Origin of the sequence: Methylosinus sp. Ce-a6 (genome assembly GCF_009811655.1) — a bacterium.
Classification (GTDB): domain Bacteria; phylum Pseudomonadota; class Alphaproteobacteria; order Rhizobiales; family Beijerinckiaceae; genus Methylosinus.
In genome coordinates, this window is the sequence record NZ_BGJX01000054.1 from 1 (window position 1) to 14,729 (window position 14,729).

Consider the following 14,729-nt stretch of genomic DNA (forward strand, 5'->3'; position numbering starts at 1 on the left):
AATTCCCTCGGGTCGTCGTTCTCGACGAAGCGCTTCAAGCCTCGATGTTTGATGGTTCGAATGTTCATCCAAGAAAAAGTGTACGGTCAAACAGTACGCTTTGCAAGCTGGTTCTCGGGCGCTTTCGACCGCCATTCCGCACGTCATTTTCGCATAGAAAAAGCTGAGGCTTCTGCGGTTGTCGAATTCGCGGTCGAGCTCTTCTCGCGAACGTCGGCTTCCGGCGCATCGGCGAAATTCGAGCCGACGCGCTACTCGCCATCGGATTCACACATAGCGAGACCCTGCCGCCGTCGTGGCCGGGCTTGTCCCGGCCATCCACGCCAAGCAGCTGAGAAACAGGAGGAAAGCCTCCACCATCGACGGGTTCATCGTCGGCCGCCGCCGGAGCTTGGCGGTCACGCCAAACTTCCGAGACGTCTCGGCGCGCCGGCGTGGATGGCCGGGACAAGCCCGGCCATGACGTCGCGGGGCGAGGAGGATGTGCGCATTCGATGGCCGCCGCCGGGCGCGGGGCGAAAAACTTGCGTCAAATCCATGCCCCGGGGGGTTTCCTCTTTCGAGAAAACGTGAAATCGCTCTGACGACAGAGAAGGGCCGTGTTTCGGGCGCCGGCCGCCCCTGCTCCCCGCTCGCGGGGAGAAGGCGAGGATGAGGGGCCTGGGGCGTTTTCGTGAGCGCCCGAGCCCCTCACCCCGCGAGCGGGGACAGAGGGAAATGCGGCGTTCGGAATCGTTGGTCGATGGGAAAGACGATGGCTGAGACAGAAGAACTGCCCCCGCGCGAAGCTATGGATTACGACGTCGTGATCGTCGGAGCCGGCCCGGCCGGCCTTTCCGCGGCGATCCGCCTGAAGCAGATTTCCCCCGACCTCTCGGTCGTCGTCATCGAGAAGGGCTCGGAGCCCGGCGCGCATATTCTCTCCGGCGCGGTCATCGATCCGATCGGCCTCGACCGCCTGCTGCCCGACTGGCGCGGCCGCGACGATCGCCCGCTGAAGACGCAGGTCACCAGCGACGATATGCTCTGGCTGACGCAAACGAGCGCGATCCGCGTGCCGCATTTCGTCAATCCGAAGCTGATGAGCAATGAAGGCAAGTTCATCGGCTCGCTCGCCAATGTCGTGCGCTGGCTGGCGCAGGAGGCGGAGGGGCTGGGCGTCGAAATCTATCCCGGCTTCGCCGGAACCGAGCTGCTCTATGGCGAGACGGGCGAGGTGCTCGGCGTCGCCACGGGCGACATGGGCATAGGCCGCGACGGAAAGCCCAAGGACGGCTTCACCCGCGGCATGGAGCTGCGCGGCAAATATACGCTGATCGCGGAAGGCGCGCGCGGCTCGCTCGCCAAGGAGCTCTTCAAGAAATTCTCGCTCGACGCGGCCAGCGAGCCGCAGAAATTCAGCATCGGCCTCAAGGAGCTGTGGCGCATCCCCAAGGAGAAGCACCGCCCCGGCCATGTGGAGCATTCGCTCGGCTGGCCGCTCTCCGACGACACCGGCGGCGGCTCCTTCCTCTATCATTTCGACGAGGACCTCGTTTCGGTCGGCTTCGTCGTCTATCTCAACTATTCCAATCCGACGCTCTCGCCCTTCGACGAGTTCCAGCGCTTCAAGGCCCATCCGGCCATTGCGCCGGTTCTCGAAGGCGGCCAGCGTCTCGCCTATGGCGCGCGCGCGCTGACCTCGGGCGGCTGGCAGAGCGTGCCCAAGCTGACCTTCCCCGGCGGCGCGCTCATCGGCTGCTCGGCCGGCTTCATGAATGTCCCGCGCATAAAGGGCTCGCACAACGCCGTGCTGTCCGGCATTCTCGCCGCCGATCATGTCGCGGTGGCGCTCGCCGAGGGCCGCGCCCACGACGAGATCGCCGCTTATGAAGCCGCTTGGCGGACGAGCGACATCGGCAAGGATTTGAAGCCGGTCCGCAACGTCAAGCCGCTGCTCTCGAAATTCGGGACGAAGCTCGGCGTCGCGCTCGGCGGCTTCGACATGTGGACGAACGAGCTGTTCGGCTTCTCCTTCTTCGGCACGCTGAAGCATGGCAAGCCGGATCACGCCTGCCTGAAGCCGCTCTCGCAGGTGACGCCCATCTCCTATCCGAAGCTCTCGAGCAAGGTGGTCTTCGACAAGCTCTCCTCCGTGTTCGTCTCCAACACCAATCACGAGGAGGACCAGCCGGTCCATCTGAAGCTCGCCGATCCCTCGATCCCGATCGAGAAGAATCTGCCGCTCTATGGCGAGCCGGCGCGGCTCTATTGTCCGGCGGGCGTCTATGAGGTCGTCTATGCGGAGGAGGCGACGAAGAGCGATCCGCGCTTCGTCATCAACGCGCAGAATTGCGTGCACTGCAAGACCTGCGATATCAAGGACCCCGCGCAGAACATCGATTGGGTTCCGCCGGAGGGCGGCGGCGGCCCGAATTATCCCAATATGTGAGTGGGTGGCCGGCAGGCGTTACGCGAGCGACTGGATTGCTTCGTCGCTCCGCTTCTCGCAATGACGCCCGTCATTGCGAGCGAAGCGAGGCAATCCAGAAGCCGCAGCGCGCCGTCCGTCGCCGACCGCCTCTCCGAGACCTTTCGAGCGACAATGTTTTTTCTCGTTTCAAAAATCGGCGAATTCTTCGTCACTCCGGCGCATCTCGCTTTGTTTCTCATCGCGATCGGCGTCGCATTGCTGTTCACGCGCTTCGCGAAGACGGGTCGCGCGCTGGCGGCGGCCGGGACGCTCGCGCTTTTCGCAATGTCCTTTTCGCCTCTCGCCATCTATCTGGCGCTGCCGTTGGAAAATCGCTTCGCGCGTCCGGATGCCGATATGCCGGCGCCCGATGGAATCGTCGTGCTCGGCGGCGCCTTCGACGAGAACATCAGCATGGCGCGCGGAGGCGTCGCCTTCAACGATGCGGCGGAGCGGTTGACCGCCGCCGTCGAATTGTCGCGCCGCTATCCGCAGGCGCGGCTCTTGTTCTCCGGAGGCTCGGCCGCGCTGCGCGACTCGCCCTATTCCGAAGCCCTGGTCGCGGGACGTTTCTTCGAGCGGATGGGCGTCGATCCGGCGCGGCTCATTCTCGAGGACAAATCGCGGAACACTTTCGAGAATGCGGTGTTCGCGCGCGAGATGGCGGCGCCGAAGCCGGGAGAGCGCTGGCTGCTGGTCACATCGGCCATGCATATGCCGCGCTCGGTCGGCATTTTTCGACGCGTCGGCTTTCCGGCGATTCCCTATCCCGTGAACTATCGGACCGGCGGCTCCTGGTCGAAGCTCACGCTTCACCGGAACGCGCCGGACATGCTCCGCCTCGTCGATCTCGCGGCGCATGAATGGATCGGCCTCGTCGCCTATCGGCTCACCGGCAAGACCGACGCGCTGTTTCCGGCGCCGGAACCGTCATTGCGAGCGGAGCGAAGCGGTCCAGAGCCGTGAGGCGGCCCCTGGGTTGCTTCGCCTTCGGCCCGCAATGACGGCGATCCTTCCGCCTCAGTCGCGCGACGATTTCCTCGAGCGGGCGCCGCCGGACGCCTCCGGACGGGCGCCGGGCGTCGCCGCGGTCCAGGAGCCGTGCTTCATCTCCAGGAACAGCGCGATCGCCTGGGCGCGATTGCGCACCTCGAGCTTCTCGAACAAATTGCGCAAATGGAATTTGATCGTGTTGATCGAGACGCCGAAATCCTTGGCGAGCTGATTATTGGTGTGGCCCGAGCCGAGCGCCGAGAGCAGGCTGCGCTCGCGCAGCGTCAGATTCTCGAGCGGATCGGCGCGCATCTTGCGGATGTCGACGAAAGGAAACACCATGTCGCCCGCCGCCACGGAGGCGAGCACGTCGAGCAGCCGCTCCGGCGGAGCGCGCTTGCTGACGAAGCCGGCGCCGCCCAATTGCAGCGTCTCCGCCGGCGCGGCGGGGTCGTTGGTCCCGCTATAGACGACGATCTTGGGCGCCGACGGCTGGCGCGAGAGCGCGCGCAGCACCTCGCGCGCATGGAGCGTCGGCAATTGCCAGCCGATGATGGCGATCTGGAAGCGCTGCAGCTTGGCGGCGTCGAGAAACTCCTCGCCGTCTGTGACCTTGAGCACCAGGTTGAAGCGGCGGTCGTCGGCGAGCAGCGCCTCGAGCCCGGCGAGGATCAGCGGGCTCTTGTCGGCGATGGCGACGTCGATCGGAAACGTCGCGCCCGTCTCGCCGCGGTCTTCGCCCGAGCGCTCGACCTTCTGGCGCAGAGGGGTCGGCGCGCTCTCGGCCGCCGCCTGCGCCGCGGCGCGTTCCGGCGCGCGGATCGAGCCGGGACGTCCGACGGCTCGCGATCGTTCATCTCCGAGCTTCGTCGAAGACGAGGCCATGGACCACTCCAAGTGAAAACGCTGCGGACGCAGCCGGGATGCAGTCGGGCGGCGGCGCCCCCCGAGTGGGTAGGCCAGACTATATAACTTGCGGCTTCCATTGGAAAGCCTCGGGGCATTTTTCGCGGCGCCGGAGCGCGGATTCTTTCCCCGCGATCGAGCGACGATAAAAAAACGCGGCGCGCCGGCCGAGCCGGTACGCCGCGTCGGATATCCGTAGACCGGTTCTTCGGCGTCAGTCGCTCAGAACCCAACGGGCGGCGAAATAAGCGGCGGCGCCGATCGCGATGATCGCGATCATGCCGACCGGAGTCGCCGCATAGCTCGTCAGCTCGAGAATTGCTCCCATAACGCTTCCTCCTCTTTAACGCCCGACCCTCGTTCAGGCTGCCAGCCGCGCCACGATATCACCCGAGACAGGCGAAGTCTCGCCTGTTAAGTGCGATACGCTGTGGTGGATATCGTCGCCGGCTCGAATTCGAAAGAACGCCTCGAAGGGCTGACCGCGCTTCGAGACGCGCCGACGGTCTCTCGCGTTCGGCACGATCCTGCTCGGACCGCCGAACGCAGCCGCGATCCACGCCCGCGACACGTCGGTGGCAATTATATTAGCCTTTGATGCTCGTCAAGATGCGGCGTCGTCCTCGCAAAATGCGTTTCGGGCTTGCGGAGGCGCGCGCGGGGCGGCTAATGGAGCTGCGGCTCGACGAAGAAAACAGCAAATCGACAGCCAATGGCTCGCCCTTCTCTCACCTTCATCGCGGTCGCCGGCGTCGCGACGCTCGCCGGCGCCGTCTGGTTCCTCGGCTTTCGTCGCACGCCCGCCTGTACGGGCGATGGGCGCTATATGGCGACGGCCCAGCAGTGCCGCGCCTATGGCGTCGACGCCGGCCTCTGCGCAAGCGCGGTGGAGCAAGCCCGCGCCCTCGCCGTGAAAGTCGCGCCGCGGACGGACGCGTCCTTCGATTGCGAGGTGCGCTTCTCGGAATGTTTCGCCGGACCGGACGGGCGCTTCACGCCCACCCCTTCCTTCTGCCTCGCGCCGGGCTCGGCGCAGCCGAAGGAGGTGCGCTATCTCGAATACGAGTCCGACCGGCTGAACCGCAAGAAGACGCGCGAAGTCCGCATCGACTGACGCGCCCGCCCGCCCCTCATTGATCGGCCGCCTGGCGACGCCCGCCGAGGCGGAACTCGGCAGGCTCGACCGTCAGCATGCCGACCGTGGTGCGCAGCGCCATGCGATAGGGCACGACCGCATGGGCCATGGGCAAGGGCGCGAGCCAGACGGTGATGTCGTTGTTCTCGGCCATGAAGCGTGTGGAGACGCTGTCCGGCCGATGACCGGAGATCGGAAGATAGCGCGCCGCGCAGACGGAGACCGGGCCGCTATAGCCGCGCGTCTCGACGCTGCGCGTCTCGACATAGGAGAGGGTGACGTCGAAACGCGTCACGCCGTCGAAGACGGGGATCGTGCGATTGCAGGCCGAAGGCCCGATGAGCGGCTCGCTCGCCGGAACGCTCATGATCAGCGCGCTCACCGGATCGATGATGTGAGACTTGTTGGCCTCCGTCACCGGAATGCGGATGGGCATGTCCCAGGGCGTCGGATCGACATGCACGGCGCGCACGGAATTGCCGGCGAGCGCCATGCGGACCGTGCGCGTCTCATAGGTGTTGGAGGTGGTGTTGGCGTAGCTCGCGGGCGCGGGCCCCTCGCGCGAGATCGCGCCGGCGGCCGTCGCCGCGCCGCGCGTGTCGTTGACGAGAGAGGCGAGGCCGGTGGTGCGCATCGAGATGTCGACGCGATAATTGCGGCCTTCGATGACGCCGTCGGCCGAGGCGTGGCCGATCGACAGGCCGAGCAGGCTCAAGGAGAAATGCGCCTTGAGCGTCTCCGCTCGGCCGGGCGCGGCCGAGACGAGCAGGGCGAGCGCGACGAGCTCCGGCCTCGCGCCGCGTCCGGCCCTGTCCAGAACGGATGAGAAAAACGCCATTCGAAGACCTGCGATCGATCGAATCAGTGCTCGCCACGATGGGCCAAGCGAAAGTGCTTGTCGACGCTCGGATCGCGCCGCGGTCGCAGGGTCCCTGTCAGGCCCATTCCTGCCAGCTGCCGTCGGCGAATATGCGCCATGCGCGCAGCCCCGCTTTGGCGACCACGATGCGTCCGGCCTTCGCCTCGCTCACGAGATGCTTGAATACGAGGGAATTGCGCCAGGAAAACGGCTTCTCGGGATCGCAGACGGCATGATATTCGTCGCTGTCGGGATCGTCCATGAGCAGCGTGCCGACCTTGTCCGGCCGCAGCTGGGCGCCGAGCGTGCGCTCCTCCTTCCAGCGGCAGTGATAGTCGCGGCACACCTGCGGGCGCGTGGCGTAGACGGCGCAGCCGCTCGTCTGCGTGCAGTGCCCGCACCAGACGCCGGCCTTCTTGTCGAATTCTTCGATCTCCAGCACTTTGCAGCAGAAGGCGCAGGGACCGCAGGCCTTGCCGGGAATGTCGAGCATGGTCTCGATTTTTCGTCTTTTTCGCGATTTTGGGAGCGAATCGATTCTGCTACACTGACTACAACGATCGCGACGCCGGCGCCATCGCCGCCGCCGGCGCATCGACGAGAGTGTAGAAGATGACGAGAGCCGCTCCGAACATCGATCCCGAGACATTGTTCGTCTCGACACAATGGCTCGCCGACCATCTCCATGCGCCGGACGTCGTCGTCTTCGACGCCTCCTGGCACATGCCGGCCGCCGGCCGCGACGCCCATGCGGAATATCTCGACGCCCATATTCCAGGCGCCGTCTTCTTCGACATAGACGCGATCGCCGATCATTCGACCGACCTGCCGCATATGCTGCCGGACCCGGTCGCCTTTTCCTCGGCGGTCCGCAAGCTCGGCCTCGGAGACGGCATGCGCGTCATCGTCTACGACAGCCTCGGCCTCTTCTCCGCGCCGCGCTTGTGGTGGACGCTGCGCGTCTTCGGCGTCGCCGACGTCTCCATTCTCGACGGCGGCCTGCCGGCCTGGAAGGCGGAGGGCCGCGCTCTCGAGCAGGGCGAGGCGCGCCGGCCGCCGCGCCATTTCACGCCGCGCATGGATCACGCGCTCGTCGCCGACGCCGCGGATGTGATGCGGGCGCTGGCCGACGGCTCCGCGCAGGTCGTCGACATGCGCTCGGCCGAACGTTTCGCGGGAAGCGTTCCCGAGCCGCGCCCGGGCCTGCGCTCCGGCCATATGCCCGGCGCGCTCAACCTGCCCTTCGGCAAGCTCGTCGCCGACGGGCGCATGAAGCAGGCGGCCGCGCTGGAAGAGGCCTTCGCGCAGGCGAAAATCGACGCCGAGCGCCCGATTATCGCGAGTTGCGGCTCCGGCCTCACCGCCTCGATCCTGAGCCTCGCCCTGGCGGCCTCGGGACGGCGGCCGGCCGCCGTCTATGACGGCTCCTGGTCGGAATGGGGCGCGCGGGCCGATCTGCCCGTCATATCCAATCCATGAGCAAAGTGATTATCTACTAGGCGTAAACGCCCTTCTATTAGGCAGAAGCGCTGATTTTCGGCATGGCGCCTTTTTATGACAAATGCTAGAAGCGCGGCGGTTCTTCGACGAGGCGGGTGCGTTCGAGTCCGGGGAACCCGAGTCGGGATGCGGGGAAAGGTGAATGAAGAAAATCGAGGCGATCATCAAACCTTTCAAGCTCGATGAAGTAAAAGAAGCGCTTCAAGGCGCCGGCCTGCAGGGCATTACTGTCACCGAGGCGAAGGGTTTCGGTCGCCAAAAAGGGCATACCGAGCTCTATCGCGGCGCGGAATATGTGGTCGATTTCCTTCCCAAGGTGAAAATCGAGATCGTGCTCGCCGACGAAGCGGTCGACCGCGCGGTCGAGGCGATCCGCAAGGCCGCGCAGACCGGACGCATCGGCGACGGGAAAATCTTCGTCTCCAACGTCGAAGGCGCGATCCGGATTCGCACGGGAGAAACCGGCGCAGACGCGATCTGACCCACCGCCGAATTCGCTTGCCCTGCCGCCCCGCGGCTGACATTCGCGTCCCTAGAACTGGACTCGACCGTCCACATCGAACTGAAGGCTCCACGACATGACCACGGCCAAGGACGTTCTCAAGCAGATCGCCGACAACGACATAAAATATGTGGATTTCCGTTTCACGGATCCGCGCGGCAAGTGGCAGCACGTCACCTTCGACGTGTCGATCATCGACGAGGACGCGCTGAACGAAGGCATCATGTTCGACGGCTCCTCCATCGCCGGCTGGAAGGCGATCAACGAGTCCGACATGACTCTGCTGCCCGACCTCTCGACGATCGCGACCGACCCCTTCTTCGCCGCCTCCACCATCACGATCGTCTGCGACGTCGTCGAGCCCACGACCGGCCAGCCCTACAACCGCGATCCGCGCGGCATCGCCAAGAAGGCCCAGGCCTATCTGCAGTCGACCGGCATCGGCGACACCTCCTTCTTCGGTCCGGAAGCCGAATTCTTCGTCTTCGACGACGTGCGCTTCTCGACCGATCCCTACAACACCGGCTTCACCGTCGATTCGACCGAGCTGCCGACCAATTCCGACACCGCCTATGAGGGCGGCAACCTCGGCCATCGCGTGCGCACCAAGGGCGGCTACTTCCCGGTTCCGCCGGTCGACTCGGCGCAGGACATGCGCGGCGAGATGCTGGCGGCCATGGCGGCCATGGGCGTCGCCGTCGAGAAGCACCATCACGAGGTCGCTTCCGCGCAGCACGAGCTCGGTCTGAAATTCGCGACGCTCGTCACCGTCGCCGACCATCTGCAGATCTACAAATACGCCATCCATCAGGTCGCGCATTCCTACGGCAAGTCGGCGACCTTCATGCCCAAGCCCGTCTATGGCGACAATGGCTCGGGAATGCATGTCCATCAGTCGATCTGGAAGGAAGGCAAGCCGGTCTTCGCGGGCGACAAATACGCCGGCCTCTCCCAGGAGTGCCTGTGGTATATCGGCGGCATCATCAAGCACGCCAAGGCGCTGAACGCCTTCACCAACCCGTCGACGAACTCCTATAAGCGCCTGGTTCCGGGCTTCGAGGCTCCCGTGCTGCTCGCCTATTCGTCGCGCAACCGTTCGGCCTCCTGCCGCATCCCCTTCGCGACCAGCCCGAAGGCGAAGCGCATCGAGGTCCGCTTCCCCGATCCGACGGCGAACCCCTATCTCGCCTTCTCGGCCATGCTGATGGCGGGCCTCGACGGCATTGTGAACAAGATCGATCCGGGCCAGCCGGCGGACAAGGACCTCTACGACCTGCCGCCGGAGGAGCTGAAGGCGATCCCGACGGTCTGCGGCTCGCTGCGCGAGGCGCTCGACAGCCTGAAGGCCGACCACGCCTTCCTGACGGCCGGCGGCGTCTTCAACGAGGACTTCATCGCCTCCTACATCGACCTCAAATATCAGGACGTCTATCGCTTCGAGATGGCGCCGCACCCGGTCGAATACGACATGTATTATTCCTACTGATCGTTTCGGCGATCTTGCAGAAATGGAAGGGCGGCCGAGAGGCCGCCCTTTTTGTTTGCGAGCCGGAGAGTAGAGGTCCCGACGCGCTCAAGCAGCGCGGCGTTCCGCCTCGACCGGCGGGCGCGAGACGATGCCGACCGTCTCGGCGCTCAGCTTGGTGATCCTCACGGCGAGAGCGAAGGCGAGGCCGAAGGACGCCAGAAATCGGACGAACAGAAAACCCTGCGGAAGCTGCGGCTTCTTCAACTTTCCTTCTTCCGCGACCTTCTCGTAGTAACTGTCCATCCGCCTGCCGATCTCCTGCAGGCGGCCGCGGGCGTCGAGCGCCCCCTCGCCGGTGAGGATGAGCAGAGGATCGGGCCGACGGCCGCTGTCCAATTCGCTCGAAGCTTCGAGCTGCGTCAGGATTTTCTTTCTCTTCTCATCGAGCTTCATCCATCGCCGGTGAGAAATCTGTCCGTTCGCGAAGCCGTCCGCCTCCGAGAACCAGTCGCAAATATCCTTCGTTACCCCGCCGCTGTTCGGTGTCCGAACGCGCTTCGCACATGATCTCAGCCCGGATTCTATTGCAGTCTCGAAAGCGTCGAGGTCGCGCGCGATGGATTTCTCGACGTCTCCCGCCTTTATCTTCGCGAGATCGGATACGAGGCTCGAAACTCCGAGCAGCCCGCCGACAGCGAGGATCAGATAAGTATATTCTATCGCCTGCGCATGGTGCTTCTCCATTCTGAGGCCGAAGACGACCGCGACCGCGATGGCGATATGGAGCAAGACGATCAACAGCAGGAAATAGGCGGCGGGCGCTTTGATCATCGCAATCGATTGCTGCTCGAACGAGCCGCTGTCGACGCCCGTCTGATTGATCGTGGCCGCGATCAGCGAGGTGGTCAGGCCGACGACCGTCAATGCTGTGATCCAGAACGCCACTCGGCCGATGTGTCCCGTCTTTCTCCGCGGCTCGAACATCGAAACGAGTATCGCGAGCTTGAGAGAGAGCGAAGATCTGGCCTTGTCGAACGTATCGGTACAATCCATTGCGCGAACTCCTCTAGCTTTGCGTGTGTCAGATCATGGGCGTCTCCCGCTTTAGCCGACTCTCTTGCGCAGCGAACGCGATGGGTCGGCTTTTCGAACCCGAGTCGCACAGCTAGGAGCGGGACGTGGAGCCGTCCACCCCCTCATGTCCCTACCCACAAGCTATCGCGTCCCTTCTCCTTGCCTTCCCCGCTATTTTGTGGCGCTCTGGCGCGCATGAAATTCCAGCGGCTCCGACTCCTCGGCTTCAAGAGCTTCTGCGAGGCCACAGATTTTCTGATCGAGCCGGGCCTGACCGGCGTCGTCGGGCCGAATGGCTGCGGCAAGTCCAATCTCGTCGAGGCCCTGCGCTGGGTCATGGGCGAGAACTCCTATAAGAACATGCGCGGCTCGGGGATGGACGACGTCATCTTCTCCGGCGGCGGCTCGCGCCCGGCCCGCAATGTCGCCGAGGTCGGCCTCGTGCTGGACAATAGCTCCCGCACCGCCCCCGCCGCCTTCAACGATTCCGAGACGCTGGAAGTCACCCGCCGCATCGAGCGCGAGGCCGGCTCCATCTATCGCATCAACGGCCGCGAGGTGCGCGCCAAGGATGTGCAGCTGCTGTTCGCCGACGCGGCCACCGGCGCGCGCTCGCCGGCGCTGGTGCGCCAGGGCCAGATCGGCGAGATCATCTCGGCCAAGCCGCAGGCGCGCCGCCGCATATTGGAGGACGCCGCCGGAGTCGCCGGCCTGCACTCCCGCCGCCACGAGGCCGAGCTGCGCCTCTCCGCCGCCTCCGAAAATCTCACCCGCCTCGAGGATGTGTTGAAACAGGTCGACGGCCAGACCGAGAGCCTGCGCCGCCAGGCGCGGCAGGCGCAGCGCTATCGCGCCGTCGCGGCGGAGATCCGCAAGAACGAGGCGCTCGCCGCCTTCATCGCCCATCGCCAGGCGAGCGAGCAATTGCGGGCCGCCGAGCGCAAGCTGGAAGAGGATGCAAAGCTCGTCGAGGCGCGCACGCTGCAACAGGCGGAGGCCGCGCGTCTGCAGGCGATCGCCGCCTTCGAGCTGCCCAAGCTCCGCGACAGGGAGGCCGAGGCCGGCGCCGCTCTGCATCGGCTCATCGTCGCCCGCGACACGCTGGACGGCGAGGAGAAACGCGCCAAGGAGCGCATCGCCGAGCTCACCCGCCACGCCGAGCAGTTCTCGAGAGACGTCGAGCGCGAGCGCGCGCTCATCGACGACGCCGCGGAAGTGACGCAAAGGCTCGAGGACGAGCGCGGCGAGCTCGCCGAGCAGGACGCCATCGGCGCCGAGCGCGAGGAGACCGCGCGCGAGCGTCTCGCGGAAATCGAGGAGACGCTCGCCCGCACGGAAACGGAGCTTTCCGAGGCGCAGCAATCGCTCGCCGGCGTCAATGCGAAGCGCGGCGCGCTGGAGGCGGCGCTGCGCGACGAGACGCAGCGCGTCTCGCGTTTCGAGGCCGAGCTCACCCGCGTCGAGACGGAATTCGCGCTCATCGCCGGCCAGGGCGGCGCGATGGAGGAGGTCGAGCGCCTCGCCGAGGCGCTGGAAATGGCGAGCGACGCCGCGCGCGAGGCCGACGAGGCCGCGCTGATGGCGGAGGAAGCCGCCATCGAAGCGCGCGAGGCCGAGGGCCAGTCGCGCCAGCCGCTGGCCGAAGCCGAGAAGCGCGCCGGCCGCCTCGAGACCGAGGCGCGCACGCTGGAAAAGCTGCTGGAGTCGGGCGGCGGCGATCTCTGGGCGCCGATCGTCGAGAGCGTCACAGTCGAGAAGGGCTATGAGACCGCGCTGGGCTCTGCGCTCGGCGACGATCTCGACGCCTCCATCGAGACCTCCGCGCCTGCCCATTGGGCGCTCACTTCCGCCGCCGGCGATCCGGCCCTGCCGCCCGGCGTGCGGCCGCTCGCCGAGCTCGTGCAGGCCCCGCCGGCGCTGGCCCGGCGTCTCGCGCAGATCGGCGTCGTGCTGCGCAGCGAGGGCGCAGCATTGCGCACGCTGCTGAAGCCCGGCCAAAGGCTCGTCTCCAAGGAAGGCGACCTCTGGCGCTGGGACGGATTCACCCAGGCCGCCGAGGCGCCGACGCCCGCCGCGCGCCGCCTCGCCGAGAAGAACCGCCTCGCCGATCTCCGCCTCGAGGCCGCCTCCGCCAGAGCCGCCGCCGACGCGCTCGCCGAGGAGGCGCAGCTCGCCCAGCAGCAGGCCCGCGCCGCCGCGCTGGCGGAGAGCGCCGCGAGAGAGGCGCAGCGCCGCGCCCGCGCCGCTCTCGAGGAAGCGCGCGAGCGTCATGTCGTGGCGGAGCGCCGGCTCGGGCAGATCGCCCAGCGTCTCTCCGCGCTGCAGGAGGCCAAGGCGCAGATCCTCGCCAATCGCGACGAGGCGGCGATGAAGCGCGAGAGCGCCGCTCAGGCGCTAGACGCGCTGGACGAGCCGGCCTCGCTCGCCGGCGCTCTGGAGAATGCGCGCGCCCGCGCCGCCGCCGAACGCGCCCAGGCGAGCGAGGCGCGCGCCGCGCTCACGGCGCTGCGTCATCAGGCCGAGACGCGCGCCGCGCGCAAATCCGCCATCCAGCGCGAGAACGCTTCCTGGATGGAGCGGCGCGACCGCGCGCAGGACCGCATCGCCGAATTGGAGCGCCGACTCGAAGATTCGCGCGAGGAGCAGGAGCGCCTCGCCGACTCGCCCGAGACCTTCCTGCTTCAGCGCCGCAATCTGCTCTCGGCGATAGAGGAGGCCGAGGCCGCCCGCCGCGCCGCCGCCGACGGGCGCGCGACCGGCGAGACCGCGCAGACGGAAGCCGACCGCGCCGCCCGCATGGCGCTCGACGCGATGAGCGCCGCGCGCGAAGAAAAGGCCCGCAGCGAAGCGCAGCTCGAGGCGGCGCGCCGCCGCGCGGCCGATGTCGAGCACGCCATCGCCATGGAATTGGAGAGCGAGCAGCATTCGCTCGCCGAGCTCGCCGGCGTCACCGGCGAGGAGACGCAGCTGCCCTCCATCCCCGAGATCGAGCGCAGGCTCGAAGGCCTGAAGGCGGATCGCGAAAGGCTCGGCGCCGTCAATCTGCGCGCCGAGGACGAGCTCGCCGAGATCGAGACGCAGCGCGACAAGATGACGGCCGAGCGCGACGACCTCGCCGAGGCGATCAAGAAATTGCGCGGCGCCATTGCGAGCCTCAACAAGGAGGGCCGCGAGCGCCTGCTCGCCGCCTTCGAGCAGGTGAACACGCATTTCAAGGAGCTGTTCACCCTGCTCTTCGGCGGCGGCACGGCGGAATTGCAGCTCATCGAGAGCGACGATCCGCTGGAGGCCGGCCTCGACATTCTCGCGCGCCCGCCGGGCAAGAAGCCGCAGACGATGACGCTGCTCTCCGGCGGCGAGCAGGCCTTGACCGCAATGTCGCTGATCTTCGCGGTCTTCCTCACCAATCCGTCGCCGATCTGCGTGCTCGACGAGGTGGACGCGCCGCTCGACGATTACAATGTCGAGCGCTTCTGCGATCTCTTGGACGATATGCGCAAGAAGACCGACACGCGCTTCGTCGCCATCACGCATAATCCGATCACAATGGCGCGCATGGATCGTCTGTTCGGCGTGACGCAGGCCGAGCGCGGCATCTCGCAGCTTGTCTCCGTCGATCTCGAGCAGGCGGAGAGATTCGCGCAGGCGAGCTGAGCGGGCTCGCCCCCTCCCCAGCCCTTCCCCGCTGCGCGGGAGAGGGGGCAGGCTGCGCGCATCATCGAGCGTTCGCGAAACCTCGGCTGTTTCCCTCTCCCGCGCTAGCGCACGGCTGTCCGGGGAATGAGTCGATAGGTCGCGGGCGCATGCCCGGCTTTCCCGAGAGTTTCGGGGTACTTTCTG

Annotated in this window: 12 protein-coding genes; 8 read left to right on the forward strand and 4 right to left on the reverse strand. The window is 66.3% G+C overall.

Annotation, left to right across the window (positions count from 1 at the left end; translation table 11 throughout):
- The 3 genes from Mspo_RS19725 to Mspo_RS18585 all read left to right on the forward strand — a co-directional run.
- The coding region (locus Mspo_RS19725) for a hypothetical protein (RefSeq protein WP_210252817.1) at window positions 1-573 on the forward strand (573 nt) is incomplete at its 5' end.
- 181 nt (window positions 574-754) lie between these two features.
- A complete protein-coding gene (locus Mspo_RS18580; protein ID WP_201281756.1) occupies window positions 755-2,431 on the forward strand; it encodes an electron transfer flavoprotein-ubiquinone oxidoreductase in 1,677 nt (558 codons plus the stop codon).
- A gap of 153 nt (window positions 2,432-2,584) precedes the next feature.
- Window positions 2,585-3,418: a YdcF family protein gene (locus Mspo_RS18585; RefSeq protein WP_159732599.1), complete on the forward strand. Its 834-nt coding sequence runs from the start codon at window positions 2,585-2,587 to the stop codon at window positions 3,416-3,418.
- Window positions 3,419-3,472: 54 nt separating this feature from the next.
- Here the strand turns inward: Mspo_RS18585 and Mspo_RS18590 are convergent, their stop codons facing one another.
- Window positions 3,473-4,330: a response regulator transcription factor gene (locus tag Mspo_RS18590; protein WP_159732602.1), complete on the reverse strand. Its 858-nt coding sequence runs from the start codon at window positions 4,328-4,330 to the stop codon at window positions 3,473-3,475.
- Window positions 4,331-5,063: 733 nt separating this feature from the next.
- Between Mspo_RS18590 and Mspo_RS18595 the strand changes: the two genes are divergently transcribed.
- A complete protein-coding gene (locus Mspo_RS18595; RefSeq protein ID WP_159732605.1) occupies window positions 5,064-5,465 on the forward strand; it encodes a DUF1190 domain-containing protein in 402 nt (133 codons plus the stop codon).
- 16 nt (window positions 5,466-5,481) lie between these two features.
- On the opposite strand, the gene Mspo_RS18600 is transcribed toward Mspo_RS18595, so the two are convergent.
- Together Mspo_RS18600 and Mspo_RS18605 are read right to left on the reverse strand one after the other, a co-directional pair.
- Entirely contained in the window at window positions 5,482-6,324 is an 843-nt protein-coding gene (locus Mspo_RS18600) for a DUF3108 domain-containing protein (protein WP_159732608.1), read from the reverse strand.
- Window positions 6,325-6,421: 97 nt separating this feature from the next.
- Entirely contained in the window at window positions 6,422-6,838 is a 417-nt protein-coding gene (locus tag Mspo_RS18605) for a hypothetical protein (RefSeq protein ID WP_159732611.1), read from the reverse strand.
- 119 nt (window positions 6,839-6,957) lie between these two features.
- On the opposite strand from Mspo_RS18605, the gene sseA reads away from it, so the two are divergent.
- From sseA to glnA, 3 genes are all read left to right on the forward strand, one after another.
- Window positions 6,958-7,824 carry a 3-mercaptopyruvate sulfurtransferase gene (gene sseA / locus Mspo_RS18610; RefSeq protein WP_159732614.1) on the forward strand — a complete coding sequence of 289 codons (867 nt, stop codon included), beginning with the start codon at window positions 6,958-6,960 and terminating at the stop codon, window positions 7,822-7,824.
- A gap of 163 nt (window positions 7,825-7,987) precedes the next feature.
- Window positions 7,988-8,326 (forward strand): P-II family nitrogen regulator, encoded by a 339-nt coding sequence (locus Mspo_RS18615; RefSeq protein WP_159732617.1) that lies wholly within the window; start codon window positions 7,988-7,990, stop codon window positions 8,324-8,326.
- A gap of 97 nt (window positions 8,327-8,423) precedes the next feature.
- Window positions 8,424-9,833 (forward strand): type I glutamate--ammonia ligase, encoded by a 1,410-nt coding sequence (gene glnA / locus Mspo_RS18620; protein WP_159732620.1) that lies wholly within the window; start codon window positions 8,424-8,426, stop codon window positions 9,831-9,833.
- A gap of 87 nt (window positions 9,834-9,920) precedes the next feature.
- Here glnA and Mspo_RS18625 read toward each other — a convergent pair whose 3' ends face one another.
- Complete coding sequence (locus tag Mspo_RS18625; RefSeq protein ID WP_159732623.1) at window positions 9,921-10,868, reverse strand: hypothetical protein; 948 nt, start codon at window positions 10,866-10,868, stop codon at window positions 9,921-9,923.
- Between the two features lie 216 nt (window positions 10,869-11,084).
- On the opposite strand from Mspo_RS18625, the gene smc reads away from it, so the two are divergent.
- Window positions 11,085-14,543: a chromosome segregation protein SMC gene (gene smc, locus Mspo_RS18630; protein ID WP_159732626.1), complete on the forward strand. Its 3,459-nt coding sequence runs from the start codon at window positions 11,085-11,087 to the stop codon at window positions 14,541-14,543.
- Window positions 14,544-14,729: the final 186 nt, after the last annotated feature.

Coding starts and splice junctions, on each gene's coding strand:
- Mspo_RS18580 (WP_201281756.1), top strand. CDS start 755: ATGGCTGAGACAGAAGAACTGCCCCCGCGCGAAGCTATGGATTACGAC.
- Mspo_RS18585 (WP_159732599.1), top strand. CDS start 2,585: ATGTTTTTTCTCGTTTCAAAAATCGGCGAATTCTTCGTCACTCCGGCG.
- Mspo_RS18590 (WP_159732602.1), bottom strand. CDS start 4,330: ATGGCCTCGTCTTCGACGAAGCTCGGAGATGAACGATCGCGAGCCGTC.
- Mspo_RS18595 (WP_159732605.1), top strand. CDS start 5,064: ATGGCTCGCCCTTCTCTCACCTTCATCGCGGTCGCCGGCGTCGCGACG.
- Mspo_RS18600 (WP_159732608.1), bottom strand. CDS start 6,324: ATGGCGTTTTTCTCATCCGTTCTGGACAGGGCCGGACGCGGCGCGAGG.
- Mspo_RS18605 (WP_159732611.1), bottom strand. CDS start 6,838: ATGCTCGACATTCCCGGCAAGGCCTGCGGTCCCTGCGCCTTCTGCTGC.
- sseA (WP_159732614.1), top strand. CDS start 6,958: ATGACGAGAGCCGCTCCGAACATCGATCCCGAGACATTGTTCGTCTCG.
- Mspo_RS18615 (WP_159732617.1), top strand. CDS start 7,988: ATGAAGAAAATCGAGGCGATCATCAAACCTTTCAAGCTCGATGAAGTA.
- glnA (WP_159732620.1), top strand. CDS start 8,424: ATGACCACGGCCAAGGACGTTCTCAAGCAGATCGCCGACAACGACATA.
- Mspo_RS18625 (WP_159732623.1), bottom strand. CDS start 10,868: ATGGATTGTACCGATACGTTCGACAAGGCCAGATCTTCGCTCTCTCTC.
- smc (WP_159732626.1), top strand. CDS start 11,085: ATGAAATTCCAGCGGCTCCGACTCCTCGGCTTCAAGAGCTTCTGCGAG.